The 24889-nt window shown below is 71.0% G+C and carries 25 protein-coding genes and 1 pseudogene; 21 read left to right on the forward strand and 5 right to left on the reverse strand.

Annotation, left to right across the window (positions count from 1 at the left end):
• The 5 genes and pseudogenes from AB0N07_RS42135 to AB0N07_RS42155 all read left to right on the forward strand — a co-directional run.
• A pseudogene (locus AB0N07_RS42135) lies at positions 1-195 on the forward strand (carbohydrate ABC transporter permease); the annotation flags it as partial.
• A 22-nt stretch (positions 196-217) separates the two neighbouring features.
• Positions 218-1837, forward strand: a complete 1620-nt coding sequence (locus tag AB0N07_RS42140; protein WP_365844672.1) for a family 43 glycosylhydrolase — start codon at positions 218-220, stop codon at positions 1835-1837.
• Between the two features lie 184 nt (positions 1838-2021).
• The gene (locus AB0N07_RS42145; RefSeq protein WP_365844674.1) at positions 2022-3065 is read left to right on the forward strand and encodes a substrate-binding domain-containing protein; all 1044 of its coding nucleotides are present in this window, start codon (positions 2022-2024) and stop codon (positions 3063-3065) included.
• A 123-nt stretch (positions 3066-3188) separates the two neighbouring features.
• Positions 3189-3812: a VOC family protein gene (locus AB0N07_RS42150; protein ID WP_365844714.1), complete on the forward strand. Its 624-nt coding sequence runs from the start codon at positions 3189-3191 to the stop codon at positions 3810-3812.
• Positions 3813-3865: 53 nt separating this feature from the next.
• A complete protein-coding gene (locus AB0N07_RS42155) occupies positions 3866-4267 on the forward strand; it encodes a VOC family protein (protein WP_365844676.1) in 402 nt (133 codons plus the stop codon).
• On the opposite strand, the gene AB0N07_RS42160 is transcribed toward AB0N07_RS42155, so the two are convergent.
• Positions 4250-4936: a helix-turn-helix domain-containing protein gene (locus tag AB0N07_RS42160; protein WP_365844678.1), complete on the reverse strand. Its 687-nt coding sequence runs from the start codon at positions 4934-4936 to the stop codon at positions 4250-4252. The genes AB0N07_RS42155 and AB0N07_RS42160 overlap by 18 nt on opposite strands.
• 10 nt (positions 4937-4946) lie before the next feature.
• The gene (locus AB0N07_RS42165; protein ID WP_365844680.1) at positions 4947-5918 is read right to left on the reverse strand and encodes an AraC family transcriptional regulator; all 972 of its coding nucleotides are present in this window, start codon (positions 5916-5918) and stop codon (positions 4947-4949) included.
• An 80-nt stretch (positions 5919-5998) separates the two neighbouring features.
• On the opposite strand from AB0N07_RS42165, the gene AB0N07_RS42170 reads away from it, so the two are divergent.
• The gene (locus AB0N07_RS42170; protein ID WP_365844682.1) at positions 5999-6841 is read left to right on the forward strand and encodes an NmrA family NAD(P)-binding protein; all 843 of its coding nucleotides are present in this window, start codon (positions 5999-6001) and stop codon (positions 6839-6841) included.
• Between the two features lie 77 nt (positions 6842-6918).
• Here AB0N07_RS42170 and AB0N07_RS42175 read toward each other — a convergent pair whose 3' ends face one another.
• Entirely contained in the window at positions 6919-8055 is a 1137-nt protein-coding gene (locus AB0N07_RS42175) for a YihY/virulence factor BrkB family protein (protein WP_365844684.1), read from the reverse strand.
• Between the two features lie 416 nt (positions 8056-8471).
• Between AB0N07_RS42175 and AB0N07_RS42180 the strand changes: the two genes are divergently transcribed.
• The 15 genes from AB0N07_RS42180 to AB0N07_RS42250 all read left to right on the forward strand — a co-directional run bounded on the left by AB0N07_RS42180 (position 8472) and on the right by AB0N07_RS42250 (position 23473).
• Entirely contained in the window at positions 8472-10106 is a 1635-nt protein-coding gene (locus AB0N07_RS42180) for an acyl-CoA dehydrogenase family protein (RefSeq protein WP_365844685.1), read from the forward strand.
• A gap of 294 nt (positions 10107-10400) precedes the next feature.
• Positions 10401-11690, forward strand: coding sequence for a GAF domain-containing protein (locus tag AB0N07_RS42185; protein WP_365844688.1), 1290 nt, complete (start codon positions 10401-10403; stop codon positions 11688-11690).
• Positions 11691-11864: 174 nt separating this feature from the next.
• Entirely contained in the window at positions 11865-13139 is a 1275-nt protein-coding gene (locus AB0N07_RS42190) for a hypothetical protein (RefSeq protein WP_365844690.1), read from the forward strand.
• Between the two features lie 229 nt (positions 13140-13368).
• Positions 13369-13941 carry a GNAT family N-acetyltransferase gene (locus AB0N07_RS42195; RefSeq protein WP_365844692.1) on the forward strand — a complete coding sequence of 191 codons (573 nt, stop codon included), beginning with the start codon at positions 13369-13371 and terminating at the stop codon, positions 13939-13941.
• A gap of 127 nt (positions 13942-14068) precedes the next feature.
• Positions 14069-14152, forward strand: a complete 84-nt coding sequence (locus AB0N07_RS42200; protein ID WP_309486338.1) for a putative leader peptide — start codon at positions 14069-14071, stop codon at positions 14150-14152.
• A 127-nt stretch (positions 14153-14279) separates the two neighbouring features.
• Positions 14280-15977, forward strand: a complete 1698-nt coding sequence (locus tag AB0N07_RS42205) for a nitrite/sulfite reductase (protein ID WP_365844694.1) — start codon at positions 14280-14282, stop codon at positions 15975-15977.
• Positions 15974-16162 carry a hypothetical protein gene (locus AB0N07_RS42210; RefSeq protein ID WP_365844696.1) on the forward strand — a complete coding sequence of 63 codons (189 nt, stop codon included), beginning with the start codon at positions 15974-15976 and terminating at the stop codon, positions 16160-16162. Before AB0N07_RS42205 ends, AB0N07_RS42210 begins: the two co-directional genes overlap by 4 nt.
• On the forward strand, positions 16159-16869 hold the full coding sequence (locus AB0N07_RS42215) for a phosphoadenylyl-sulfate reductase (RefSeq protein ID WP_365844697.1): 711 nt from the start codon (positions 16159-16161) through the stop codon (positions 16867-16869). The genes AB0N07_RS42210 and AB0N07_RS42215 overlap by 4 nt, the downstream gene beginning before the upstream one ends.
• Positions 16866-17432 (forward strand): adenylyl-sulfate kinase, encoded by a 567-nt coding sequence (cysC, locus tag AB0N07_RS42220; RefSeq protein WP_344401983.1) that lies wholly within the window; start codon positions 16866-16868, stop codon positions 17430-17432. Before AB0N07_RS42215 ends, cysC begins: the two co-directional genes overlap by 4 nt.
• Positions 17429-18364, forward strand: a complete 936-nt coding sequence (cysD, locus tag AB0N07_RS42225; protein ID WP_365844699.1) for a sulfate adenylyltransferase subunit CysD — start codon at positions 17429-17431, stop codon at positions 18362-18364. The genes cysC and cysD overlap by 4 nt, the downstream gene beginning before the upstream one ends.
• Before the next feature lie 2 nt (positions 18365-18366).
• A complete protein-coding gene (locus AB0N07_RS42230) occupies positions 18367-19695 on the forward strand; it encodes a GTP-binding protein (RefSeq protein WP_365844701.1) in 1329 nt (442 codons plus the stop codon).
• A gap of 231 nt (positions 19696-19926) precedes the next feature.
• Positions 19927-21039, forward strand: a complete 1113-nt coding sequence (locus AB0N07_RS42235; RefSeq protein WP_365844703.1) for an aliphatic sulfonate ABC transporter substrate-binding protein — start codon at positions 19927-19929, stop codon at positions 21037-21039.
• A 35-nt stretch (positions 21040-21074) separates the two neighbouring features.
• Positions 21075-21854, forward strand: a complete 780-nt coding sequence (locus tag AB0N07_RS42240; RefSeq protein WP_365844705.1) for an ABC transporter ATP-binding protein — start codon at positions 21075-21077, stop codon at positions 21852-21854.
• Positions 21841-22719: an ABC transporter permease gene (locus AB0N07_RS42245; RefSeq protein ID WP_365844707.1), complete on the forward strand. Its 879-nt coding sequence runs from the start codon at positions 21841-21843 to the stop codon at positions 22717-22719. The genes AB0N07_RS42240 and AB0N07_RS42245 overlap by 14 nt, the downstream gene beginning before the upstream one ends.
• A gap of 4 nt (positions 22720-22723) precedes the next feature.
• A complete protein-coding gene (locus AB0N07_RS42250) occupies positions 22724-23473 on the forward strand; it encodes a sirohydrochlorin chelatase (RefSeq protein ID WP_365844708.1) in 750 nt (249 codons plus the stop codon).
• Between the two features lie 13 nt (positions 23474-23486).
• On the opposite strand, the gene AB0N07_RS42255 is transcribed toward AB0N07_RS42250, so the two are convergent.
• Positions 23487-24104, reverse strand: coding sequence for a DsbA family protein (locus AB0N07_RS42255; protein WP_365844710.1), 618 nt, complete (start codon positions 24102-24104; stop codon positions 23487-23489).
• Between the two features lie 55 nt (positions 24105-24159).
• The gene (locus AB0N07_RS42260; RefSeq protein ID WP_365844712.1) at positions 24160-24756 is read right to left on the reverse strand and encodes a TIGR03086 family metal-binding protein; all 597 of its coding nucleotides are present in this window, start codon (positions 24754-24756) and stop codon (positions 24160-24162) included.
• Positions 24757-24889 lie beyond the last annotated feature (133 nt).

Consider the following 24889-nt stretch of genomic DNA (forward strand, 5'->3'; position numbering starts at 1 on the left):
GTCCTGCGCGGCGAGAACAACTGGACCCTCAACATCGGCCTGTACAACTGGTCCGGCAAACGTCTCGAGTCCGGGGTCGACCTGACCAGTCTGGTGCTGACCGGTGCGCTGCTGTCCATCGTGCCGATGGCGATCATGATGGTGGCGATGCGCCGCTACTGGCGGACCGGCGTCACGCTGGGGGCCCTCAAGTGACCCTCCCCTCAGGAGCCTTGAAGTGACCCTGCTGCACAACCCCGTCATCCGCGGCTTCGCCCCCGACCCCTCGCTGGTCCGGGTCGGTGACTGGTACTACGTGGCGACGAGTTCCTTCGAGTGGTTCCCGACCATCCCCCTCCACCGTTCGCGGGACCTGGCCCACTGGGAGTACGCGGGCCATGTGCGCGGTGCCGCCCCCGGCGACTGTCTGGCCGGGGTGCCGGACTCGGGCGGCATCTGGGCGCCGTCGCTGAGCTGGGACGGCGAGCGGTTCTGGGTGGTGTACTCGGTCGTCCGCTCGGTGGGGACGCCGTACTTCGACACCGACACCTACGTCAGCACGGCCACCGAGGTGAGCGGCAAGTGGACGGCCCCGCAGCGGATCAGGAGCCATGGCTTCGACCCCGCGCTCTTCCACCACGAGGGCCGGCTGTGGCTGCTCAACCTGCAGAACGACCACCGACCGGGTGGACGCCGGTTCGCCGGGATCGTCCTGAGCGAGCTGGACCGCCGGACGCTGAAGCCGGTCGGTGGCAGCCGCTTGCTGCTGCAGCACGAACGGCTCGTCGAGGGCCCGAAGCTGCTGTGGCGCGAGGGCTGGTACCACCTGGTGCTGGCGGAGGGCGGCACGGGCTTCGAGCACGGGGTGCGGGTGGCCCGTGCTCGCGCGATCACCGGCCCGTACGAACTCGACGACCGGCCGCTGCTGACCTCGCGCGACGACGCGTCGCTGCCGTTGCAGAAGGCCGGGCACGGCGAACTGGTGCAGACTCCGGGCGGGGAGTGGGTGCTCAGCCACCTGACGGCCCGCCCGGTACGGACGCCGCAGGGCCCGCGTTGCACGCTGGGCCGGGAGACGGCGATCCAGGCGGTGGCTTGGGACGAGGACGGCTGGCCGAGGATGCCGCACGGGGGTTGGCATCCGGCCGTCGAGGTCGACGTACCGACCCGTCCCGAGCCGCTGCCGCCCACCGGCCTGTCTCCCGAGCCGTCGCCGCGCCAACCGGCCGACCCTGACGACCCGTTGGGCTGGCCGTGGAGCACCCTGCGCGCGGCCCCCGACCCGTCCTGGGCGGACACCGCGAGCCGTCCGGGCTGGATCCGGCTGCGCGGCCGGCACGGGCCCGAGTCGCGGTGGGCGCACAGTCTGCTGGCCCAGCGGATCACGGAGCACCGCGCGGAGGCCGAGGTCACCGTGGAGGCGCGGCCGGACACCTTCACGCAGGCCGCGGGGCTGGTGCTCCGGTACGACGCGGAGGCGTATCTGAGCCTGGACCTGACCTGGGCGGAGCCCGAGGGCGAAGGGCAGCGCGGGCAGCAGTGGCGGGGCGAAGGCCGTACCGTGCTACGGCTCGTGGAGCGTGACGAGGCGAGCACGCGGACGGTGGCCGTGGTGGACGTCGACGCGGATGCCCCGGTGACGCTGGGCGTGACGACGGACGGGGCCGAGGCGCGGTTCTGGTGGATGCGGGGCGGGGTGCGGGTGCCGGTCGGCGAGCCGTTGGACTTCGGCAGGCTCTCCGACGACCACGGGTCCAGGCTCCGTTTCACCGGGTCGATGGCCGGGATCCATGCCGTGGACCTGGTGGACGCGGAGTTCACGGCCGACTTCACCGGCTTTCGGCTGGTCTGCCGGTAGCTGCCCCCGGTTGGGCGCTGCCCACAGCCGCGTTCGAAGTTTCGAAAGTCCGAAACCATGAAGACCTGCGAAGTCCGGCCTCTTCCCGACGCGATCCGGTGAACTTAGTGTAGGAAGCGCTTACTGTTTCCGCGCTGGTCGAAACTTTTCATGGCCCTCGGGCGGGCCGGAGAGGTGGTTCCCGATGGTCCGCACGGGGAGTGCGAGCGTGGCGGCCGGGCCGACGCTGGCGGTCGTGGCCCGCGAGGCGGGGGTGTCCGTGCCGACCGCGTCCAAGGTGGTCAACGGCCGGGAGGACGTGGCTCCGGAGACGCGCCGCCGCGTCACCGAGGCACTCGACCGGCTCGGCTACGTCCGCAGACCCCGGTTCGACGCGGCGAAGGTGCCGGGGCTGGTCGACCTGGTCGTGCACTCGCTGGACAGTTCCTGGTCGGGGGCGGTGCTGCGGGGTGTGGAGGCGGCGGCGCACGACGTGGGTCTCGAAGTGGTCGTCTCGGCGGGCCTCACCCGCACCCGTGGCGGGCGCCCCGAGCGCGGCTGGCTGGACAAGCTGATCGCGCGCGGTTCGTCCGGCGTGCTGTTCAACCTGGCCGAGCTGACGCCCTCGCAGTACGCCTGGCTGGACACGCACCGCATCCCGTACGTCCTGATCGACCCGGTCCTCGAACCGCCGCCGGGTGTGGTGTCGGTGGGCGCGGCGAACTGGCAGGGCGGGGTCACCGCGACCGAGCACCTGCTCTCCCTCGGCCACGAGCGCATCGCCGTCATCGCCGGCCACCAGCGCAAGATGTGCAGCAGCGCCCGGGTCGCCGGGTACCGCTCGGCGCTCGCGTCGGCGGGGGTGCGGCATCGGCCGGAGTACGTCCGGCACGCCGCCTTCGACGAGAACGTCGCACATCGGCGCATGCTGGATCTCCTGGACCTGCCCGAGCCGCCGACGGCGGTGTTCGTCTGCTCCGACCACATGGCTCTGGGGGTGTACAAGGCCTTGGCCGCACGGGGGTTGCGGGTTCCTGACGACATCAGTGTGGTGGGCTTCGACGATCTGCCCGAGTCGCGGTGGGTCGCTCCCGCTCTGACGACGGTTCGGCAGCCGTTGTCGGAGATGGCGGCGGGGGCGTTGCACTTGCTTGTGCGGATGATGGCGGGGGACCGCCCGGAGGGCACGCGTACCGAGTTGTCCACTCGGCTGGTGGAGCGGTCCAGTACGGGGTGCCCCCGGCGGTAGTGGGGGCTGGTCGCTCCCCCAATCTCGGCTTCGCTCGAGCGGGGCCCCCATCGCGGCGGAGCCGCATGTCGAATACAGCCCCGCGCCCCTTCGGGGCGCGTAGCCTCGGCTTCGACGAACCCCATTCCCCCGCGCCTGGACCATCTCGTCCTTGCGACGCCCGAACTCGCGGCGACGGTAGCCGACTTCGCCCGGCGGACCGGTGTGACGCCTGCCCCCGGCGGGTCTCATGTCGGCTTCGGCACCCGCAACCACCTGGTGTCGCTGGGCGGGTCGAGCTATCTGGAGATCATCGGACCGGATCCGGAACAGGCCGGGCCCAAGGGCCCGCGGCCGTTCGACGTCGACCAGCTGGCCTCCGCGCGCACGGTGACCTGGGCGATCAGCCCGCCCGACCTGGACGCGGCGGTCGTTGAGGCGCGGGCGCGCGGGTACGACCCCGGGCCGGTACGGCCGATGAGTCGTCGTCGGCCGGACGGGACGTTGTTGGAGTGGCGCCTGACCGATGGCGACACCGCGCATCCGTCCGGTCTGGTCCCCTTCCTCATCGACTGGGGGTCCTCGGCGCACCCGACGGCCACGGGGCTTCCCGTCACTCCCCTGCTCAGCCTGTCGGCCACCGCCCCGGACCCGGACGAGATCCGCCCTCTGCTGGCCGCCGTCGGAGCCGAGCTGGTCGTGACCGAGGGGCCGGTGGGGCTCTCGTTCACGGTGGACACGCCTCGCGGGCCGGTGACCTTCCGCTGAGCGTGTCCGATTCCTTCAAGACCGGCCGCCCGGGCGCTGCCTACGGTGACGCCATGACTCCACGATTCGCCGTGGTCGGCCTGGTCGTCTCCGACCTGGCCGCCTCGCTCGCCTTCTACCGCCGCCTCGGGCTCGTCTTCCCCGAGGGCTCCGAGGACCAGCCGCACGTCGAGGCCGAACTGCCCGGCGGGCTGACCCTCGCCCTGGATCCCGAGGAGACCGTCCGTTCCTTCCACCCGGGGTGGCAGCCGCCCGCCGGCGGCGGCCGGGTCTCGCTCGCCTTCAAGTGCGGGTCGCCCGCCGAGGTCGACTCCGTGTACGAAGAACTCGTGGGCGCCGGGTACCACGGCGAACTCAAGCCGTGGGACGCCTTCTGGGGGATGCGGTACGCCGTGGTGCACGACCCGGACGGCAACGGCGTCGACCTGTTCGCGCAGCTAGCCGCGGCCGAGTAGCTGCCCGAGCCGCAGCCCCGTCAACTCCTTGACGTCCCGGGCCAGATGGGCCTGGTCGGCGAAGCCGGCCCGGACCGCCGTCTCCGCGAACGGCACCCCTTCCCGGGCCAGCCCCAGCGCCCGCTGCAGCCGCAGCACACGGGCCAGCATCTTGGGGCCGTAACCGAAGGCGGCGAGGGAGCGGCGGTGCAACTGGCGGGCGCCCAGGCCGAGTTCGTCGGCGGTGGCCGCGACCGGGCGGCCCTCGCCGAGGGCGGTCACGAGGTGCCGTAGCAGCGGGTCGGGGGGTTCGGTGTCGGCGGCCAGCCTGAGCGCCAACTCCTCCAGGCCGCTTGCCGGTTCGGGGGCGGAGTTCACGCAGGCGGTGAGACGGCGGACCTCCGCGGCCGGCCGCAGTTCGCTGAGCGCGACACGCCGGTCGCGCAGCTCGTGCGCGGGTACGCCCAGGAGGGCTGGGGCGGTGCCGGGGCAGAAGCGGACGCCGACCCACACTCCGGGCTCGCCCGCGGTGACGTACGCGCGCGTGTCGGGCCCCGCGACCAGCAGCCGGCCCTGGTGCCACAGCAGGTCCATGCAGCCGTCGGGCAGCACCCGTCCGGCTCCCGCCTCGGTCGGGGTGTTCGTCCACACGACGGCCCCGGTCAGCCGGGACGCCCTCTCCGTGTACACGTACGGAAGGCTACGCCGTCCGCGTCCGGTGCTCCTGCGGGCTCACGCCGTACACCCGCTTGAAAGCGCTCGACAGTGCGAAGGCGCTGCCGTAGCCGACCCGGCGGGCGATCGCCTCCAGGGTGTCGTCGCTGTCGCGCAGCCGGTCGGCGGCCAGGGCCAGGCGCCGGCCGGTCAGGTACGTCATCGGGGGCTCGCCCAGAAGGCCGGTGAAGCGGCGGGCGAGGGCGGCCCCGGAGACTCCCGCCGTGGCCGCGAGGGAGGCGACCGTCCAGGGGTGTGCGGGGTCGTCGTGGAGCAGGCGGACGACCCTGCCCACCACGGGGTCCGCCAGCGCCCGGTACCAGGCCGGTGCCGCCGCCTCCGGACGGGCGAACCAGGCCCTGAGCGCGGCGATGACCAGCAGGTCGAGAAGGCGGTCCAGGACGACCTCCTGGCCCGGTTCGTCCCGCACGATCTCCTCCATGAGGAGCGGGGTGAGCGGGCAGTCCCACACCTCGGGCGTGAGGGACAGCAGCGGCGGCAGGGCGTCCAGCAGCCGCCCGCTGACCTCTCCCTGCCACAGATAGGTGCCGATCAGCAGCAGGGCCGACCCGTCGAGCCGGTCGCCCCAGGTGCGCACGCCGAGGTCCATGACGCCGTTGAGGGAACGCCCGTCGGGGTGGCGGCACTCGGCACCCGGCAGGATCAGCGCCTGCGGCTCCGTCTCGGGGTCGTCGGTACAGGTGTACGGGTCCGGGCCGCGCGCGATGGCGAGGTCGCCGGGCCGCAGCAGCACCCTCCCCCAGCCTTCGGCCGGGGCCCCCATCTCGCTTCGCTCGCCCGCGTCCGGCATGATCCACGCCTCGCCGCGGACCATCAGCATGACGGTGAGCGGGGCGCGGTCCTCGATCCGTACGCACCAGGGCGGTTCGAAACACGCCCGGATCATGAAGGCGCCCCGCGCGCGGGGTCCGTCGAGGAGACCTGCAAGGGGGTCCATGCCGTGAGCGTAGACGCCCGCGCACGGGAATGAGCCGTTCAGCGATGGGGTCCTGGGGCGGGCGGCCCTTGACTGGAGGCATGGCTGACAACGCAGCGAACACGCAGAACATGACGGTTGTGGTGACCGGTGCCTCGGGGCGCACCGGGAGTCGCGTGGCGCAGGCGGCACGGGCGGCGGGGCTCGCGGTGCGGGCCGCGTCCCGCGCCCACGGTTTCGACTGGGAGGACCCGACGACCTGGGCGCAGGCGCTGCGGGGCGCCGACGCGGCGTACCTGGTGTACCCGTCCGACGTCGGTGCCCCCGCCGCAACCGAGGGTGTCGGGGCGCTCGCCCGGGAGGCGGTCGGGCTCGGGGTGCGGCGGCTGGTGCTGCTGTCGGCGCGCGGCGAGGAGGAGGCTCTGGCGACCGAGGAGGCGCTGAAGGCGTCTGGTGCGGAGTGGACGGTGGTACGGGCCGCGTGGTTCGCGCAGAACTTCAGCGAGGGGCCGCTGGTGGAGGAGGTGCGCAGGGGGGAGCTGGTGTTTCCGGCCGGTGAGGTGCGGGAGCCGTTCGTCGATGTGCGGGACATCGCCGACGTCGTCGCTGTCGCACTGACGGCCGGGGAGCGGTATGTCGGGCGGACGGTGGAGGTGACCGGGCCGCGGCTGCTGTCGTTCCGCGAGGCGGTCGCGGAGATCTCTGCGGCGATCGGTACGACGGTTTCTTATACGCCGGTGCCTGCGCGGGCTTACCGCGAGGCGCTGACCGGGTTCGGCGTGCCGCCCCAGGAGGCGGAATTTCTGGTGGGGGTGTTCGAGGGGCTGCTCGATGGGCGCAATGCGCATCTCACGGACGGGGTTCGGCAGGTGTCGGGGCGTGCACCCCGCGACTTCGGGGAGTTTGTGCGGGAGGCTGCGGCGGCAGGGGTTAGGAAGGTTTAGCGGGGAGCGCCGTCGGGGTGCGGGATGTCTGCGGGGTGCCGGCCGTATGTGGCTGGTCGCTCCCCTTTGGGGGCGCTTCAGGAATCGTCGTGTTTGTGGTGCGGGTGGGTGCTCTTCACGTGTGTGCGCAAGCGTGATGTCACGTCTTCCGGGGGCAGGAAGCGGGACCAGCGTTCCGGGAACTCGGAGGGCATGTCCGGGTCGGTCGGGTCGGTTTCGTGGCCGGCCGCCGCGCGGGCCACGTGTTCGGCCAGCTGCACCTCGCGCAGCCTCTCGTTCGCGGCGCGTGCCGCGGCGGTGGCGGCGGCCGGCCAGACCCGGTCGATCGCGGCGTTGACCGCGGCCCCGACGAGGACGGCGAACGCGGACACGCCGATCCACAGCAGTACGGCGACGGGCGCGGCGAGCGAGCCGTAGATGGTGGGGCCCTCGACCGTGCTGGTCAGGTAGATGCGCAGCAGGAAGCTGCCGAGCACCCACATCGCGAGGGCGACCAGGGCGCCGGGCACGTCCTCGATCCACGGGGAGCGTACGGGCACGGACACGTGGTACAGCGTGGTCAGGAACGCGATCGACAGGACGATGACGACGGGCCAGTACAGGACCTGTACGACGGTCGTCGACCACGGCACGATGTTCACCACCGCGTCCGGCCCGGCCACCATCAGCGGCAGCGCGACCGAGCCGATCAGCAGGGCGACGATGAACAGCGCGAAGGACAGCAGCCGGGTCTTCACGATGCCGCGGACGCCGTCCAGGCCGTACATCACGGTGATGGTGTCGATGAAGACGTTCACGGCGCGGGAGCCCGACCACAGGGCGAACAGGAAGCCGATGGAGATGACGTCCGGCCGGCCGCCCTTCATGACGTCGTGCAGGATCGGCTGGGCGATCTCCGAGACGCCCTTGTCGGACAGGACGGTGCGGGACGCCTCCAGGATGTTGTTCTCCAGGCTCGCGATGGAGTGGGCGCCGGTCCAGGCGTCGACGTAGCCGAGCAGGCCGATCAGGCTCAGCAGCAGGGGCGGCACGGACAGCAGCGTGAAGAACGCGGCCTCGGCCGCCAGGCCCAGGATGCGGTACTCCATGCACGAGTTGACGGTGTCCTTGAGCAGCAGCCAGGCAGTCCTGCGCTTCGAGACGTTCCGATAGAGGGCACGCGCCCGGTGGAGACGCCCGGAGGGGCTCTGCGGCGATTCACTTGCTGACTGCACGACCTAACGGTATCCGCCGTGGTCGGGTGCACTCATCCCCCGCCCCGGCAGCCTGTCGGAGCGCTGCCGCGGAAACCTGGGCGCAACAGGGCGGCAATCACCGCAGGAATCCGACCCATTTGCCACCATGGCCATGACAGCAAGCCGGGCAGCTGCGCGCCGCGATCAGAGCACGGCTGCACGGGGATCGCCATCGAAAACGCCGTATCTCTGCCGAGGGTGTGCGGGACCGCGAGCCCACCCAGGAGAGAGGGCGCGCCCATCCAGGGCGGCAAGACCCCACTGTGCCGAGGGCACCGCGGTGGCCATCGCCCCGGACCTCGGCGAACGCCATCCGGACACGGTGTACCGGGAGGGAGCCCAGGGGACGCAGCCCCCTGGTGGCTCACCACCCCCACCGGGGGTACTTTCGCCGCATGGCAGGCCGCACCCACACAGTGACCAACCAACCCCCACCCCTGACCGACTACGACCTCTACGGCGCCGACCGTGCCCTCACCGAGGCCGTCGAACGGCACCTGGACCCCGAACTGCTCGACGAGGCGCACGGCGACCTGGCCGCGCTCGGCCGGGCCTCCGGGTCGGCGCAGCTGCAGGAATGGGCGGTCCAGGCCAACGAGAACCCGCCCCGGCTGCGCACCCACGACCGCCACGGCCACCGCGTCGACGAGGTCGACTTCCACCCGGCCTGGCACCGCCTGCTCGGCAAGGGTGTCGCTGCGGGGCTGACCGCGGCCTGGGTCCGGCCCGGCGGCCATGTCCGCAGAGCGGCAGCGTTCCTGGTGTGGACGCAGGTCGAGGCCGGGAACCTCTGCCCCCTGTCGATGACCCACGCGGCCGTCCCCGCCCTGCGCACCGACCCGGCGCTGGCCGCCGAGTGGGAACCGCGGCTCACTTCCATGGTCTACGACCGCGAGCTGCGGCCCGCCCGCCTCAAGGCCGGGGCCCTGTTCGGGATGGGCATGACGGAGAAGCAGGGCGGCAGCGACGTACGCGCCAATACGACGGCCGCACGGCCCCTCGCCGAGGAGGGAACGTACGAGCTCACCGGGCACAAGTGGTTCTGCTCGGCCCCGATGTCCGACGGTTTTCTGGTGCTCGCCCAGGCTCCGGACGGGCTCACCTGCTTCCTCGTGCCGCGCGTCCTGGAGGACGGCTCCCGCAACGTCTTTCTGATCCAGCGGCTCAAGGACAAGCTCGGCAACCGCTCCAACGCCTCCGGCGAGGTCGAGTTCGACGGCACCTGGGCCCGCCGGGTCGGCGAGGAGGGGCGCGGAGTGCGCACCATCATCGACATGGTGGCCGCGACCCGGCTGGACTGCGTGCTGGGCTCGGCGGGCCTGATGCGGCAGGCGGTCGCGCAGGCCGTGCACCACTGCACCTACCGGGAGGCGTTCGGCGCGAAGCTGGTCGACAAGCCGCTGATGCGCAACGTCCTGGCCGATCTGGCGCTGGAGTCCGAGGCAGCGACCACGCTGGCGCTGCGTCTCGCCGCCGCCTGTGACGAGGGCGGCGAGCAGGAGCGGGCGCTGCTGCGGATCGCCGTGCCGGCCGCCAAGTACTGGGTGACCAAGCGCTGTGCGCCGGTCGCGGTCGAGGCCGCCGAGTGCCTGGGCGGCAACGGGTACGTCGAGGAGTCGGGGCTGCCCCGGCTGGTGCGCGAGTCGCCGCTCAACTCGATCTGGGAGGGCGCCGGGAACGTACAGGCGCTGGACGTGCTGCGCGTCCTGCAGCGCGAGCCGCAGGCCCTCAACGCCTATCTCCAGGAGGTCGGCAAGGCCCGGGGTGCCGACCACCGCCTGGACGGCGCGATCAAGGACCTGCTGACCGAGCTGGCCGACCTGGACGGGATCGAGGGGCGGGCCCGGCGGCTGACGGAGCGGCTCGCGCTGGTGCTGCAGGGTTCGCTGCTCGTCCGGTTCGCCCCACCGGAGGTGGCCGACGCCTTCTGCGCCGCACGGCTGGGCGGCGACGGGGGCGCGGCCTTCGGGACACTGCCCCACACCCTGGACCTGGCGTCGGTGGTGGAACGGGCCCGACCGGTGTCCTGACCTGGGCTCATGCAGCACGGGGGTGGTGCTGCGCCGACACGGCACCACCCCCGCCCAACCGGCCCGTTCGAGGCCACGAACGCCGCTCGGGACGGCGTTGCTCAATATTCAATCAACCAGGAGCCGGTCCACCAGGGTTGCAAGGGGTTGCAACTTGCTGCTGTCTGCGGCTGGAGTGGGCCCGTCCGCCGGCAACGGACGGCACTATGAGACGGACAGTACGGACGACTCCGGCTCCGTGGCCGAAACGCGGCGAGAAGCCGGTTGTCCCGAGCCCTTCTTCCGGGAGGCCCCGTGGTGCACCCGCCGACAGACGTGACGCAGCTCGCCGTGGTCGACACGGCGCGCGCGGCGCGGGTACTCAGCGAGGTCCGCGCCGCCAGGCTCTCCGGGCAGCGCGCCCCCGTCGCGCCGCGCCCGGTGATCGAGCAGTCCTGGGGGCGCATGCTGCGCAGCGGCATCGACCCCGAACGCGACCACCGCTCCGGGCTGCTGCCCTCCGACGAGGTCCGGCGGCGCCGGGAGAGCACGACGCTGCGGCACGTCCTGCCGGTGCTGCGGGAGGGGCTGCTGTCGGTCGCGGACGTCGCCCACCACATCATGGTGGTCGCCGACGCGGACGGCCGGGTGCTGTGGCGCGAGGGCAGCCCGGCCGTGCTGCGCAAGGCGGACGGGCTGGGCTTCGAACTGGGCGCCGACTGGCGGGAGGACGTCGTCGGGACGAACGGCATCGGCACCCCGACCGTGGTGCGCCGGCCCGTGCAGGTCTTCGGTTCGGAGCACTTCGTGCGCTCGCAGACCTCCTGGACCTGTACGGGCGCGCCCATCACCGACCCGCGCGACGGCCGGCTGATCGGTGTCGTGGACGTCAGCGGACCGCTGGAGACGATGCACCCGGCCACGCTCGCCTGGGTGGACTCGGTGGCCAAGCTCGCCGAGGCCCGGCTGCGCGAGCTGCATCTGACCTCGCTGGAGCGGTTGCGCGCGGTGGCCGCGCCGGTGCTGGCCCGGGTCGGCGGCCGGGCGCTGGCGGTGGACCGGGACGGCTGGACCGCGGCGGTGACCGGGATGCCGTACACCAGCCGGGTCGCCCTGCCCAAGTCGCTGACGGCGGGCCGCCGGTGGCTGCCGCCGCTCGGTCTGTGCTCGGTGGAGCCGCTGGCCGAGGGCTGGCTGGTCCTGGCCACGGACGAGCCGGTGCCGCGCGGCGCCACGCGCATCGTCCTGGACCTGACGCAGTCGCGCCGCTGGTCGGTCACGGTGTCCGGGTCCGCGGGCTCCTGGAGCCACGAACTGAGCCCCCGGCACGCCGAATTGCTCTATCTGCTCGCCCTGCAGCCCGGCGGCCGCAGCGCGGCCGGCCTGGCCGAGGAGGTGTTCGGCGACCCGGCCCGTACGGTCACGGTGCGCGCCGAGATGTCCCGAGTACGGCGCTATCTCGGCGGGTTGCTGGAGCACCGGCCGTACCGCTTCGCGGAGGACGCGGAGGTGGAGCTGCTCCTGCCGGCCGACCCACGCGATCTGCTGCCGCAGTCGACGGCACCGGCAGTGATCAACATACGGCAGCCGGCAGACATGCCCTGAGCGTGTCCGACACATACCCCTCAGTGACCACACGGCCGTATCTTCCGCATATTTGCACGGTCTTCGTGCCCTACCGCCCCGGACTGCCGTAGCATCCCTCTACGGGCCACCCCACCTGCTCCTTTGGTCAACACACGGACCAATGGCCGCAGTTGGCCCGCCTCGGGAGGACGTATGAAGCAACGTGGCCGACACCGCAGGCAGAAGCGGGGCCGTGCGCTGCGCGCCTTTCTCGCCGGAACCGCCCTCGCACTCACCGCCGCCGCCACCATGATCAGCGCCTCGCAGGCCACGGTCGGTGACAGGCCGGGGGCCCTCAAGGCACTCGCCGCGTCCGAGCGGACGACCGGGCTGCGGCTCCAGGAGCGCCTGGTGCCGCGCAGCACCCTCGACCGGCTCGCCGCCGCCATGGGCAGGCCCGTCGGCGTGAGCACGGTCCTCGACGACGCCGACCACTCCCTGCTCGGTGCGGCCGACTGTACGACCGTCGAGCGCACGGCGCTGCCCGTGGCGCCCGCCGCCACGCGCGCCTACTGCTGGGACGCCGCCGACACCCGCGGCTGGCGGGCCGGCGCGGTCACCACCTCCGGGGACGCGGACGACGACGGCCACTGGGGCGAGCACCGCGTGATCCTCTCCGGCTGGACCCACCAGGTGGGCAGGTCGGCGAAGCCGGGCCTCGCCCGGGTCGCCTTCGTCGACGCCGGCGACCCCGACCGCCTCACCTACGCCTGGGCGACCCTCGCCGTCCCGGTCGACGGCGGCCGCGACTACCGCGGGCTCACCTCCTCCGTCTCCGGCATGGTCTGGTACCAGGACAAGCTCCTGGTCACCGCCGCGGACGGCCTGTACGTGTACGACATGCACCGCATCCAGCGGGCCACCGTCGACAGCGGTGCGGTCGGCAGGGTGCGCGGCGGCTGGGCTGCGAACGGCGCACGGTACGTCCTGCCGGCCGTCGGCTCGTACCGGCTCACCGGTGGGAGCGCCCGCCCGGTTGCGATCTCCCTCGACCGCAGCACCGCGCCGGACAGCCTGGTGGCGAGCGAGTGGGTGCCGGCGGACAGCGGTCGGCACACCCGGCTGTGGCGTTACGCGTTCAGCAGCGACCCGGACCGCGCCGGTCTGCTGACCACCGACGCCGCGGGACGCGCGACCGCGATCGAGGCGTACGAGACGAAGACGGCCGCTGTCGGCGGGGTGCTGTCGTACGGGTCACAGTGGTACCTGGCCCGCGCGGCGGACACCGCGGGCGGCCACGGCACGCTGTGGCGGCAGAACGCACGTGGCGCGAAGGCCACGCGGTGCGGTTCGGACGGTACGAACCGGTGCTGGGCCGGACCCTCCGGGGCCCTGTCCTATTGGGAGGAGACCGGCGAGGTGTGGTCGCAGGCCGGGCGGATGTTGTATGCGTTGCCGCTCAGCTCGGTCGAGAGGTCTCTGGGGTAGTCCTTCCGGGCCGTGCCGCGATGTGCCGTCGTTCGTCTGCGGGACCGTCGCGGCTGGTCGCTCCCCCACTCTCGGCTTCGCTCGAGCGGGGGGACCCCATCGCGGCGGAGCCGCATATTGACACAGCCCCGCGCCCCTTCGGGGGCGCTTTCGAGCCGCAGCGGACTTGGGCCCGACCTGCTGAGACACCGATCGACACAACTACCCGGCGGATGATTCCCTGACGGGCATGACGAACATTCCCGTGACCACCTGGTCCCTGGAGCAGACCGCACCGACCGAGCTGCTTCCGGCCGCCGCGCCGGAAGGGGACGTGCGGATCGTTCGCTCCGAGGTGCCCTCGCCCGAGTTCAGCCGCTTCCTGTATGCGTCCGTCGGCGGTGACATCCGCTGGATCGACCGGCTGGGCTGGACGTATGCGCGGTGGCAGGAGCACCTGGGCCGGCCAGGTGTGGAGACATGGGTTGCATACGACCGGGGGACGCCCGCGGGGTACGTGGAACTGGACCCGCAGGACGACGGGGTCGTGGAGATCGCCTACTTCGGTCTGATGCCCGCCTTCCGGGGCCGGCGGATCGGCGGGCACCTGCTGTCGTACGGCGCCGCCCGCGCCTGGGACCTCGCGGAGCGCCGGCCCGGACTGGCGCAGACGAAGCGGGTCTGGCTGCATACGTGCAGCCTGGACGGGGAGCACGCCATGGACAACTATCTGCGCCGGGGCTTCAAGCTCTTCGACACCAAGGTCGAGGAGCAGGCGGAGGTGGCGGCGCCGGGCCCGTGGCCCGGGGCATACCGCGCCTGACCTGCACCGACAAGACCGGCGGCAGCCGATGTGATCGACGACACCCTTGTCTCACACTTCGGGACAAGGGTGTCCGCATCATGGACGAAGCTGGACTGTGTCCAGATTGCCATGACACGCTTCCGTCATGTCTGGAACTGGAATTGCCTTGGTGAGTCGGCGGCACGTCGACCTCGGCCGCATGTCCAGCGCCATCTGTCCGGCGAGCTGAGAGCCGCAGCCCAGCCCGACATCTGCCGACATCCCTCTCATCCTGCGCAATGACGCGCACGTATGCCCATGCGCCCGAACGCGCAGGTCAGAGCCGTTTTCCCGCCTGTCCCGAAGGACGTAGAACCATGGCCGCCACCCCGCAGAAGCCTGCCGCCGCGACTCCCCGCCGCAAGGTGAGCCGTCACCGCGGTGAGGGTCAGTGGGCCGCGGGGCACCACACCCCGCTGAACGGCAACGAGCAGTTCAAGAAGGACGACGACGGTCTCAATGTGCGGACACGCATTGAGACGATCTACTCCAAGCGCGGCTTCGACTCGATCGACCCCAACGACCTGCGCGGACGTATGCGCTGGTGGGGTCTGTACACCCAGCGCAAGCCCGGGATCGACGGCGGCAAGACCGCGATCCTGGAGCCGGAGGAGCTGGACGACAAGTACTTCATGCTGCGGGTGCGGATCGACGGCGGCCGTCTCACCACCCGGCAGCTGCGTGTGGTCGGTGAGATCTCGCAGGAGTTCGCGCGCGGCAGCGCGGACATCACCGACCGGCAGAACATCCAGCTGCACTGGATCCGCATCGAGGACGTCCCGGAGATCTGGAACCGCCTGGAGGCGGTCGGGCTGTCCACCACCGAGGCCTGCGGCGACGTACCGCGCGTCATCATCGGCTCGCCGGTCGCGGGCATCGCCGAGGACGAGATCATCGACGGCACCTCGGCCATCGACGAGATCCACGAGCGCTACATCGGCAGCAAGGAGTTCTCCAACCTGCCCCGCAAGTTCAAGACGGCGATCTCCGGCTCCCCGCTGCTCGACGTGGTGCACGAGATCAACGACATCGCGTTCGTCGGCGTCGAGCACCCCGAGCACGGCCCCGGCTTCGACCTGTGGGTCGGCGGCGGTCTGTCCACCAATCCGAAGCTCGGCGTCCGGCTCGGCGCCTGGGTGCCGCTGGACGAGGTGCCCGAGGTCTGGGCCGGCGTGGTCGGCATCTTCCGCGACTGGGGCTACCGGCGGCTGCGCACCCGCGCCCGTCTGAAGTTCCTCGTCGCCGACTGGGGCGCGGAGAAGTTCCGCCAGGTCCTGGAGGACGACTACCTCCAGCGCAAGCTGGCCGACGGTCCCGCACCCGCCGAGCCCTCCGGCCGCTGGCGCGACCACGTCGGCGTACACCGGCAGAAGGACGGCCGCTTCTACGTCGGCTTCGCCCCGCGCGTCGGCCGCGTCGACGGCGCCACGCTCACCAAGATCGCCGAGGTCGCCGAGGCCCACGGCTCGGGCCGGGTCCGCACGACCGTCGAGCAGAAGATGATCGTCCTCGATGTCGAGGAGTCGCAGGTCGAGCCGCTGGTCGAGGCCCTGGAGGCGCTGGACCTGACGGCCAAGCCGTCCCCGTTCCGGCGCGGCACCATGGCCTGCACCGGCATCGAGTACTGCAAGCTCGCCATCGTCGAGACCAAGCAGCGCGGTTCGTCCCTGATCGACGAACTGGAGCGCCGCATCCCGGAGTTCGACGAGCCCATCACCATCAACATCAACGGCTGCCCGAACGCCTGCGCCCGTATCCAGGTGGCGGACATCGGTCTCAAGGGGCAGCTCGTCCTGAACGACAAGGGCGAGCAGGTCGAGGGGTACCAGGTGCACCTCGGCGGTGCACTCGGCCTGGAGGCCGGGTTCGGCCGCAAGGTCCGTGGCCTGAAGGTCACGTCCGAGGAGCTGCCCGACTACGTCGAGCGTGTCCTCAAGCGGTTCCAGGCCGAGCGCGAGGACGGCGAGCGGTTCGCCGCCTGGGCCTCCCGTGCGTCCGAGGAGGCCCTCTCGTGAGCGAGCGGGCCGCCCCCTTCTACTGCCCCTACTGCGGCGACGAGGACCTGCGTCCGAGCGAAGCCGTTGAAGGTCGCCACGGCGCATGGGAATGCGCGGCGTGCAACCGGGCCTTTCAGCTGAAGTTCCTCGGGCTGCTCGCCCGGGGTCTTCAGCACTCCGAAGCTGGGGGAGACGACATATGACCGCGGTTCAGGAAGAGAAGGCGACCGAGGACCTGAAGGCGCTCGCCGAGCAGGCCGGCCGTGACCTGGAGGACGCCTCCCCGCTGGAGATCCTCCAGTGGGCGGCCGAGACCTTCGGCAAGCGTTTCTGTGTGACCTCGTCGATGGAGGACGCGGTGGTCGCCCATCTCGCCTCGCGCGCGATGCCCGGCGTTGACGTGGTGTTCCTCGACACCGGTTACCACTTTCCCGAGACGATCGGTACACGGGACGCGGTGGAGGCGGTGATGGACGTCAACGTCATCACGCTCACCCCGCGCCAGACGGTCGCCGAGCAGGACGCGGAGTACGGCCCGAAGCTGCACGACCGCGACCCCGACCTGTGCTGCAGGCTGCGCAAGGTCCAGCCGCTGGAGCAGGGCCTGAAGAACCATGTGGCCTGGGCGACCGGTCTGCGCCGCGACGAGTCCCCGACCCGGGCGAACACCCCGGTCGTCGGCTGGGACGAGAAGCGCCAGAAGGTCAAGATCTCCCCGATCGCCCGCTGGACCCAGGACGACGTGGACGCCTACGTCGCCGAACACGGCGTACTGACCAACCCGCTGCTGATGGACGGCTACGCGTCCGTCGGCTGCGCCCCCTGCACCCGCCGCGTCCTGGAGGGCGAGGACGCCCGCGCGGGCCGCTGGGCGGGCAGCGCCAAGACCGAGTGCGGGCTGCACGGATGACGACGACAGACATTCAGGAGACGAACGTGACGACCGGAGCCACCGTCTGGCTCACGGGTCTGCCGAGTGCCGGCAAGACCACCATCGCGTACGAGCTGGCCGGCCGGCTGCGCGAGGAGGGCCACCTCGTCGAGGTGCTCGACGGCGACGAGATCCGCGAGTTCATCTCCGCGGGCCTCGGCTTCAGCCGCGAGGACCGGCACACCAACGTGCAGCGCATCGGCTTCCTCGCCGAACTGCTCGCCCGCAACGGCGTCAAGGCGCTCGTCCCGGTGATCGCACCGTACGCGGACAGCCGCGAGGCGGTGCGCAAGCGCCACCAGGAGGGCGGGGCGCCGTACATCGAGGTGCACGTGGCGACCCCGGTCGAGGTCTGCTCCGTACGTGATGTGAAGGGTCTGTACGCCAAGCAGGCGGCGGGCGAGCTGTCCGGGCTCACCGGGGTGGACGACCCCTACGAGGAGCCCGAGACACCCGATCTGCGCATCGAGTCGCAGCACCAGACCGTCCAGGAGTCCGCGGCCGCGGTCCACGCGCTGCTCACCGAAAGGGGACTGGCATGACGACCGTTGCCAAGGCGGAGGAGGGCACGGCCGCTCCGTACGTCCTCTCCCACCTGGACGCCCTCGAGTCCGAGGCGGTGCACATCTTCCGCGAGGTGGCGGGCGAGTTCGAGCGGCCGGTGATCCTGTTCTCCGGCGGCAAGGACTCCATCGTCATGCTGCACCTGGCGCTGAAGGCGTTCGCGCCGGCCGCGGTGCCCTTCTCGCTGCTGCACGTGGACACCGGGCACAACTTCCCCGAGGTCCTGGAGTACCGCGACCGGACGGTGGCGGAGCACGGGCTGCGACTGCATGTGGCCTCCGTGCAGGACTACATCGACCGGGGGGTGCTCAAGGAGCGCCCGGACGGGACCCGCAACCCGCTGCAGACGCTGCCGCTGACGGAGAAGATCCAGGCGGAGAAGTTCGACGCGGTCTTCGGCGGCGGGCGCCGTGACGAGGAGAAGGCCCGCGCGAAGGAGCGGGTGTTCTCGCTGCGGGACGAGTTCTCGCAGTGGGACCCGCGCCGCCAGCGCCCGGAGCTGTGGAACCTGTACAACGGCCGCCACGCGCCCGGCGAGCACGTCCGCGTCTTCCCGCTGTCCAACTGGACCGAGCTGGACGTGTGGCAGTACATCGCCCGTGAGGGCATCGAGCTGCCGGAGATCTACTTCGCGCACGAGCGTGAGGTGTTCGCCCGCAGCGGCATGTGGCTGACCGCGGGCGAGTGGGGCGGGCCCAAGGACGGCGAGACCGTCGAGAAGCGGCTCGTCCGGTACCGGACCGTCGGCGACATGTCCTGCACCGGTGCCGTCGACTCGGACGCCGTGACCCTGGAGCAGGTCATCACGGAGATCGCCGCCTCCCGGCTCACCGAGCGCGGTGCCACCCGCGCCGACGACAAGATGTCCGAGGCCGCGATGGAAGACCGTAAGCGCGAGGGGTACTTCTAGGCATGAGCACCACCACGGAACTCTCCGAGACCACCCTGCTGCGGTTCGCGACCGCCGGTTCGGTCGACGACGGCAAGTCCACGCTCGTCGGCCGGCTGCTGCACGACTCCAAGTCGGTCCTGGTCGACCAGCTGGAGGCCGTCGAGCGCGCCTCCGCCAGCCGTGGCCAGGAGGCACCCGACCTCGCGCTGCTGACGGACGGCCTGCGGGCCGAGCGCGAGCAGGGCATCACGATCGACGTGGCGTACCGCTACTTCGCCACGCCCCGGCGGCGGTTCATCCTCGCCGACACCCCCGGCCATGTGCAGTACACCCGCAACATGGTGACGGGTGCCTCCACCGCCGAGCTGACGGTGATCCTGGTCGACGCCCGCAACGGCGTCGTCGAGCAGACCCGCCGGCACGCCGCGATCGCGGCCCTGCTCCGTGTCCCGCACGTCGTCCTCGCCGTCAACAAGATGGACCTGGTCGACTACCAGGAGCCGGTCTTCGCCGCGATCGCCGAGGAGTTCACGGCGTACGCGACCGAGCTGGGCGTCCCCGAGGTCACCGCGATCCCGATCTCGGCGCTCGCCGGCGACAACGTGGTGGAGCCGTCCGCCAACATGGACTGGTACGGCGGCCCGACGGTGCTCGAACACCTGGAGACGGTCCCGGTCACGCACGACCTGAGCCACTGCCACGCACGTCTTCCCGTGCAGTACGTGATCCGCCCGCAGACCGCCGAGCACCCGGACTACCGGGGCTACGCGGGCCAGATCGCCGCTGGTTCCTTCCACGTCGGCGAGGCCGTCACGGTACTCCCCTCGGGCCGTGCCTCCCGCATCTCCGGCATCGACCTGCTCGGCGAGCCGGTCGACGTCGCCTGGACCACCCAGTCGGTGACGATCCTCCTGGAGGACGACATCGACATCTCGCGCGGCGATCTGATCGTGCCCAGCAAGGACGCCCCGGCGACCACGCAGGACATCGAGGCGACCGTCTGCCATGTCGCCGACCAGGCGCTGACCGTCAACCACCGGGTGCTGCTCAAGCACGGCACCCGCACGGTCAAGGCCATCGTCAAGGACATCCCGTCCCGTCTCACGCTCGACGACCTGTCCCTGCACCCGCACCCGGGACAGCTCGTCGCCAACGACATCGGCCGCGTGAAGATCCGCACCGCGGAACCGCTGCCGGTGGACTCCTACGCCGACTCGCGCCGCACCGGCTCGTTCATCCTGATCGACCCGAACGACGGCACCACGCTCACCGCGGGCATGGTCGGCGAGTCGTTCGCGTCCCCGGAGCCGGTCAAGGACGAGTCCGAAGACGACGGTTGGGACTTCTGACATGAACTCCCTCGACTACTACTCCACGTTCGCGAAGGAGGGCGGCCGCGTCGGCAGCGGCGCTCTGGGCAGCGGGCAGGGCGGAGTGGCGCGATGTGTGCGTTGACGTACGCGCACTGCTTGCGCGCCCCGTCCCCCCACCCGACGTCCCGGAAGCGACGAAGACCTGCCGACCTCCCGGCCACGACCTGAAAGACCGTGACCGCCGGGCCTCCGAGAGGAACACCTCCCGTGCCTGTCAACCGCTCAACGTTCCTTCGCCGCGGCGTAGCCGTGGTAGCCGCACTTCCCCTGCTCACGCTTGCCGCTTGCGGCTACGGGTCCAAGTCCACGACCGACAACTCCAAGGAGAAGGTCGCCGCAGGGGCGTCGAAGATCGAAGGCCTCGGGGCCGTCAAGATCGGCTACTTCGGCAACCTGACCCACGGCACCGCCCTCGTCGCCCGTCAGCAGGGCCTGTTCCAGAAGGAGCTGGGCGCCACCAAGGCTGACTACCAGATCTTCAACGCGGGCCCGTCCGAGATCGAGGCGCTCAACTCCGGCTCCATCGACATCGGTTGGATCGGCCCCTCACCGTCGATCAACGGTTACGTCAAGTCCGGCGGCAAGGGCCTGAAGATCATCGGTGGTTCGGCCTCCGGCGGCGTGAAGCTGGTCGTCAACCCGAAGAAGATCAAGTCCCTGAAGGACGTCAAGGGCAAGAAGATCGCGACCCCGCAGCTCGGCAACACGCAGGACGTGGCGTTCCTCAACTGGATCGCGGACCAGGGCTGGAAGGTCGACGCGAACACCGGCAAGGGCGATGTGTCGGTGGTCCGCACCGACAACAAGATCACTCCCGACGCCTACGCGTCCGGCGCCATCGACGGCGCCTGGGTGCCCGAGCCGACCGCGTCCAAGCTGGTCGCGGAGGGCGGCAAGGTCCTGCTCGACGAGGCGTCCCTGTGGCCGGACAAGAAGTTCGTGATCACGAACATCATCGTGCGGCAGGCCTTCCTCAAGGAGCACCCGAAGGCCGTCGAGGCGGTGCTGAAGGCCTCGGTCGAGGCCAACAAGTGGATCAACGCCAACCCCGACCAGGCGAAGGCGGCGGCCAACAAGCAGCTGGAGGCCGACTCCGGCAAGGCGCTCAAGGCGAAGGTCCTGGACCCGGCCTGGAAGTCGATCCAGTTCACGAACGACCCGCTGGCCGCGACCCTCAACACCGAGGCGGAGCACGCGGTCAAGGCCGGCCTCCTGCAGAAGCCGAACCTGAAGGGCATCTACGACCTCACGATCCTCAACAAGGTCCTCAAGGCCGAGGGCGAGAGCACGGCCGACGACGCCGGTCTCGGCTCCAGCTGAATCCCCGCCCGACGAGTTCCCAGGAGGTGACGACCATGGCAACGACCCTCGCCAAGGCCGAAGAGTCGGTGGAGTACGCCGCTCGCCTTGAGCATGTTTCGAAGTCCTTCGCAGGACCGGGCGGGCAGCAGCTCGTCCTGGACGACATCACTCTTGATGTCGCGCCCGGCGAGTTCGTCACCCTCCTGGGGGCCTCGGGCTGCGGCAAGTCCACCCTGCTCAATCTGGTCGCGGGCCTGGACGAGCCGACCGTCGGCAACATCGCGACGGACGGCCGCCCCGCCCTGATGTTCCAGGAACACGCCCTCTTTCCGTGGCTGACCGCGGGCAAGAACATCGAACTCGCCCTGAAGCTCAGGGGGGTTCCGAAGAACGAACGGCGCGAGCGGACGGAGCGGCTGCTCGAACTCGTCCGTCTGAAGGGCGCGTACGGCAAGCGTGTCCACGAGCTGTCGGGCGGTATGCGGCAGCGTGCGGCGCTGGCCCGTGCGCTCGCTCAGGAGAGCAACCTGCTGCTGATGGACGAGCCGTTCTCGGCCCTCGACGCCATCACACGCGACGTGCTGCACGACGAGCTGACGCGGATCTGGGCGGAGACGGGCGTGTCCATTCTCTTCGTCACGCACAACGTGCGCGAGGCGGTGCGGCTCGCGCAGCGCGTGATCCTCCTGTCGTCCCGTCCGGGGCGGATCGCGCGCGAGTGGGCGGTCGACATCCCCCAGCCGCGCCGTATCGAGGACGCGCCCGTGGCCGAACTGTCCCTTGAGATCACCGATGTACTGCGTGGGGAGATCCGCCGTCATGGCCAGCACTGAGACGACGCCGGCCCAGGACGCCGGAAGTGTCGAGGCGGGCCTCGACGCGCTGGAGACCACGGCCACCGGCCGTACGCCCTTCAGCCAGACCTTCAAGAACAAGATCCTGCCGCCCATCATCGCCATCGCCGTGGTGCTGGTGGCCTGGGCCCTGCTCTATCCGGTCGTCGACAACCCGTCGAAGCTGCCCTCTCCCGGCGATGTGTGGGCCGAGGTCGAGGACCAGTGGCTCAAGGGGACCCTGCTCGACTACATCTGGGGCAGCGTCTCCCGCGGTCTGCTGGGCTTCCTGCTCGCACTGGTCATCGGTACGCCGCTGGGCCTGGTGGTGGCGCGAGTGAAGTTCGTGCGCGCCGCCATCGGCCCGATCCTCTCCGGCCTGCAGTCGCTGCCCTCCGTGGCCTGGGTCGCGCCGGCAGTGATCTGGCTCGGGCTGGACAACTCGGTGATGTTCACGGTGATCCTGCTCGGCGCCGTCCCCTCCATCGCCAACGGCCTGGTCTCGGGCGTCGACCAGGTGCCCCCGCTGTTCCTGCGCGCGGGCCGCACCCTCGGCGCGACGGGACTGCGCGGCACCTGGCACATCGTGATGCCGGCGGCGCTGCCCGGCTATGTGGCCGGTCTGAAGCAGGGCTGGGCGTTCTCCTGGCGTTCGCTGATGGCCGCCGAGATCATCGCCCAGTCCCCGGACATGGGCATGGGCCTTGGCCAGCTGCTGGAGGTGGGCCGTACGAACAGCAGCATGGCGACGGTCTTCCTCGCGATCCTGCTCATCCTGTTCGTCGGCATAGCCATCGACCTGCTGATCTTCAGCCCGCTGGAGCGCTGGGTGCTGCGCAGCCGCGGCCTGCTGGTGAAGAGCTGATCCCATGCGCCAGTCGGAGCCGGTCCTCCTCGTCATCGCCCACGGCAGCCGCGACCCGCGGCACGCCGCGACGGTGCACGCCCTGGTGCGGCGCGTACGGTCGCTGCGGCCGGGGCTGCGCGTGGAGACCGGCTTCCTGGACTTCAACATCCCCTCCGTGCAAAGCGTGCTGGAGTCCCTGGCAGCACAGGGCGTCCAGGACGTCGTAGCGCTGCCGTTGTTGTTGACGCGCGCGTTCCACGCGAAGGCGGACATCCCTGCGGTACTGCGGGACGCGCCGCCGCAGCTGCGGATCCGGCAGGCCGAGGTGCTGGGCCCGTCCCCGCTGCTTCTGTCGGCGCTCGAACGCCGTCTGTACGAGGCGGGGCTGAGCCCCGCCGACAAGTCCTCGACCGGGGTCGTGCTGGCCTCGGCGGGGTCCACCGACCCGGAGGCGATCGCAGTGATCGCAGAAATCGCGCGGGAGTGGCGGCACACCGGTTGGTGCGCCGTGCGACCTGCGTTCGCCTCCGCGTCTCTTCCGCGCACCGAGGACGCGGTGCGGGAGTTCAGGGCGCTGGGCTGCAGGCGGGTGGCCGTGGCGCCGTACGTCCTGGCACCCGGTTTTCTGCCGGACCGCATCGCGCGGGGCGCGGCACAGGCGGATGTCCTCGCCGATGTGCTGGGGGCGGCACCGGAAGTGGCACGGGTGCTTCTGCACAGGTACGACGAGGCGTCCGCTGGGGCACTGCTGCCGGTGAGGGCGAGCGCCTGAGGGGCGACAGGGGCTAGTCGAAGGACAGCCCGCCGGTGCGGGTGCGCTTGAGTTCGAAGAAGTCCGGGTCGGTCGCCAGCACCCGGAAGCTGTCGAAGAGTTCGGCCGCTCGCGTGTCCCGCGGGATCGCCCTCAGCACGGGTCCGAACCACACCGTTCCGTCGACATGAATGGTGGGCGTGCCCACATAGCCGCCCGATTCTGGCTCGGTGCCTGTCTCGTGGCTGCGGCGTACGGCCTCGTCGTAGGACGGGTCGTGCGCGGCGGACGCGAGATCCGCGGGGAGGCCGAGTTCGGCGAGGGAGTCGGTGATCACCGCGTCGAAGTCCTCGGCCTTGCGTTCGTGGATGCGGGTGCCGAACGCCGTGTACAGGTCACGCAGGACCTTCTCGCCGTGCCGCTCGGCTGCGGCCACCGCGACCCGTACCGGACCTATCGACTTGTCGACCAACTCCCGGTACCAGTCCGGGAGTTCATTGCCGATGTTGTGCAGGTAGAGGCTCATCGCGTGGAACCGGAGGTCGAGCGGGCGTTCACGCTCGACCTCCAGGAGCCAGCGGGAGGTGATCCAGGCGAAGGGGCAGGCGGGGTCGAACCAGAAGTCGACTCGGGTCGGCGAGGTGTTCGTCATGGGGTCGACGGTAGTGGCCGGGTGGTGCAGTGTCCCGGCCCAATCCAGTGACTTCTCACTGACCCAATTCGGGGTCCCGTCCACTGGCGGCGAGCGCCCGGTCGAACACCGGGGCGTCATCCGGCACCGGTACCGGGTCGGCGAAGCCGTCGTACTGCCGGTAGAGCTCGGCGTGCTTCTCGACCACGTCGAGGACGAAGCGGGCCGCGTCGTCCGAGAGGTGGAACTGCTGGCCGGTGGCGGTGGCGACGTCCCAGCCGTGCACCGCCATCTCCTTGATGACCATCGAGGCGATCTCGGCGGCGGGCATCTTGGCCATGCCGAGGTCGACCTCGCCCTCCCACACCGCGGGGTCGGCCCAGGCCGCGACGGCGCGGTCCAGCTGGGCGGCGTAGGCCGCGGGCCAGTCGGGGTCGGCGGTGAAGTCGCGGGCGGTCAGCTCCTCGGGGAGCTGCTTGCGCAGGGCGCGGTGCTCCAGGCCGTGCGAGGTGTAGAGGACCCAGTGGTTGACCAGGGCGCGGACGTTCCAGTCGGTGCAGTGGGTGGGATTGCCGAGCCGGTCCGCCGGGACGCCGCGCGCCACACGCGCCGCCTCGGCGGCACACTCGGCCATGTAGGTGTGCAGGTGCTTCGGGTCGTCGTCGTACGTCATGCACCACACGCTAGGAGGAGGTCGCTCAGGGCTCTTGAACCAAGGCCGGGAAGTTAAGGATCTTCTGGTCGGTGTCGAGCGTGTCGGGTCAGCAGGCGAGGGCGTAGGTGGCGGGGCCGGTCTTGTGGATCAG

The sequence above is a fragment of the Streptomyces sp. NPDC051172 genome (assembly GCF_040682555.1).
GTDB lineage: Bacteria > Actinomycetota > Actinomycetes > Streptomycetales > Streptomycetaceae > Streptomyces.

Coding starts and splice junctions, on each gene's coding strand:
- AB0N07_RS42145 (WP_365844674.1), top strand. CDS start 2,022: ATGGTCCGCACGGGGAGTGCGAGCGTGGCGGCCGGGCCGACGCTGGCG.
- AB0N07_RS42155 (WP_365844676.1), top strand. CDS start 3,866: ATGACTCCACGATTCGCCGTGGTCGGCCTGGTCGTCTCCGACCTGGCC.
- AB0N07_RS42165 (WP_365844680.1), bottom strand. CDS start 5,918: ATGGACCCCCTTGCAGGTCTCCTCGACGGACCCCGCGCGCGGGGCGCC.
- AB0N07_RS42170 (WP_365844682.1), top strand. CDS start 5,999: ATGGCTGACAACGCAGCGAACACGCAGAACATGACGGTTGTGGTGACC.
- AB0N07_RS42180 (WP_365844685.1), top strand. CDS start 8,472: ATGGCAGGCCGCACCCACACAGTGACCAACCAACCCCCACCCCTGACC.
- AB0N07_RS42190 (WP_365844690.1), top strand. CDS start 11,865: ATGAAGCAACGTGGCCGACACCGCAGGCAGAAGCGGGGCCGTGCGCTG.
- AB0N07_RS42195 (WP_365844692.1), top strand. CDS start 13,369: ATGACGAACATTCCCGTGACCACCTGGTCCCTGGAGCAGACCGCACCG.
- AB0N07_RS42200 (WP_309486338.1), top strand. CDS start 14,069: ATGTCTGGAACTGGAATTGCCTTGGTGAGTCGGCGGCACGTCGACCTC.
- AB0N07_RS42205 (WP_365844694.1), top strand. CDS start 14,280: ATGGCCGCCACCCCGCAGAAGCCTGCCGCCGCGACTCCCCGCCGCAAG.
- AB0N07_RS42215 (WP_365844697.1), top strand. CDS start 16,159: ATGACCGCGGTTCAGGAAGAGAAGGCGACCGAGGACCTGAAGGCGCTC.
- cysC (WP_344401983.1), top strand. CDS start 16,866: ATGACGACGACAGACATTCAGGAGACGAACGTGACGACCGGAGCCACC.
- cysD (WP_365844699.1), top strand. CDS start 17,429: ATGACGACCGTTGCCAAGGCGGAGGAGGGCACGGCCGCTCCGTACGTC.
- AB0N07_RS42230 (WP_365844701.1), top strand. CDS start 18,367: ATGAGCACCACCACGGAACTCTCCGAGACCACCCTGCTGCGGTTCGCG.
- AB0N07_RS42240 (WP_365844705.1), top strand. CDS start 21,075: ATGGCAACGACCCTCGCCAAGGCCGAAGAGTCGGTGGAGTACGCCGCT.
- AB0N07_RS42245 (WP_365844707.1), top strand. CDS start 21,841: ATGGCCAGCACTGAGACGACGCCGGCCCAGGACGCCGGAAGTGTCGAG.
- AB0N07_RS42250 (WP_365844708.1), top strand. CDS start 22,724: ATGCGCCAGTCGGAGCCGGTCCTCCTCGTCATCGCCCACGGCAGCCGC.
- AB0N07_RS42255 (WP_365844710.1), bottom strand. CDS start 24,104: ATGACGAACACCTCGCCGACCCGAGTCGACTTCTGGTTCGACCCCGCC.
- AB0N07_RS42260 (WP_365844712.1), bottom strand. CDS start 24,756: ATGACGTACGACGACGACCCGAAGCACCTGCACACCTACATGGCCGAG.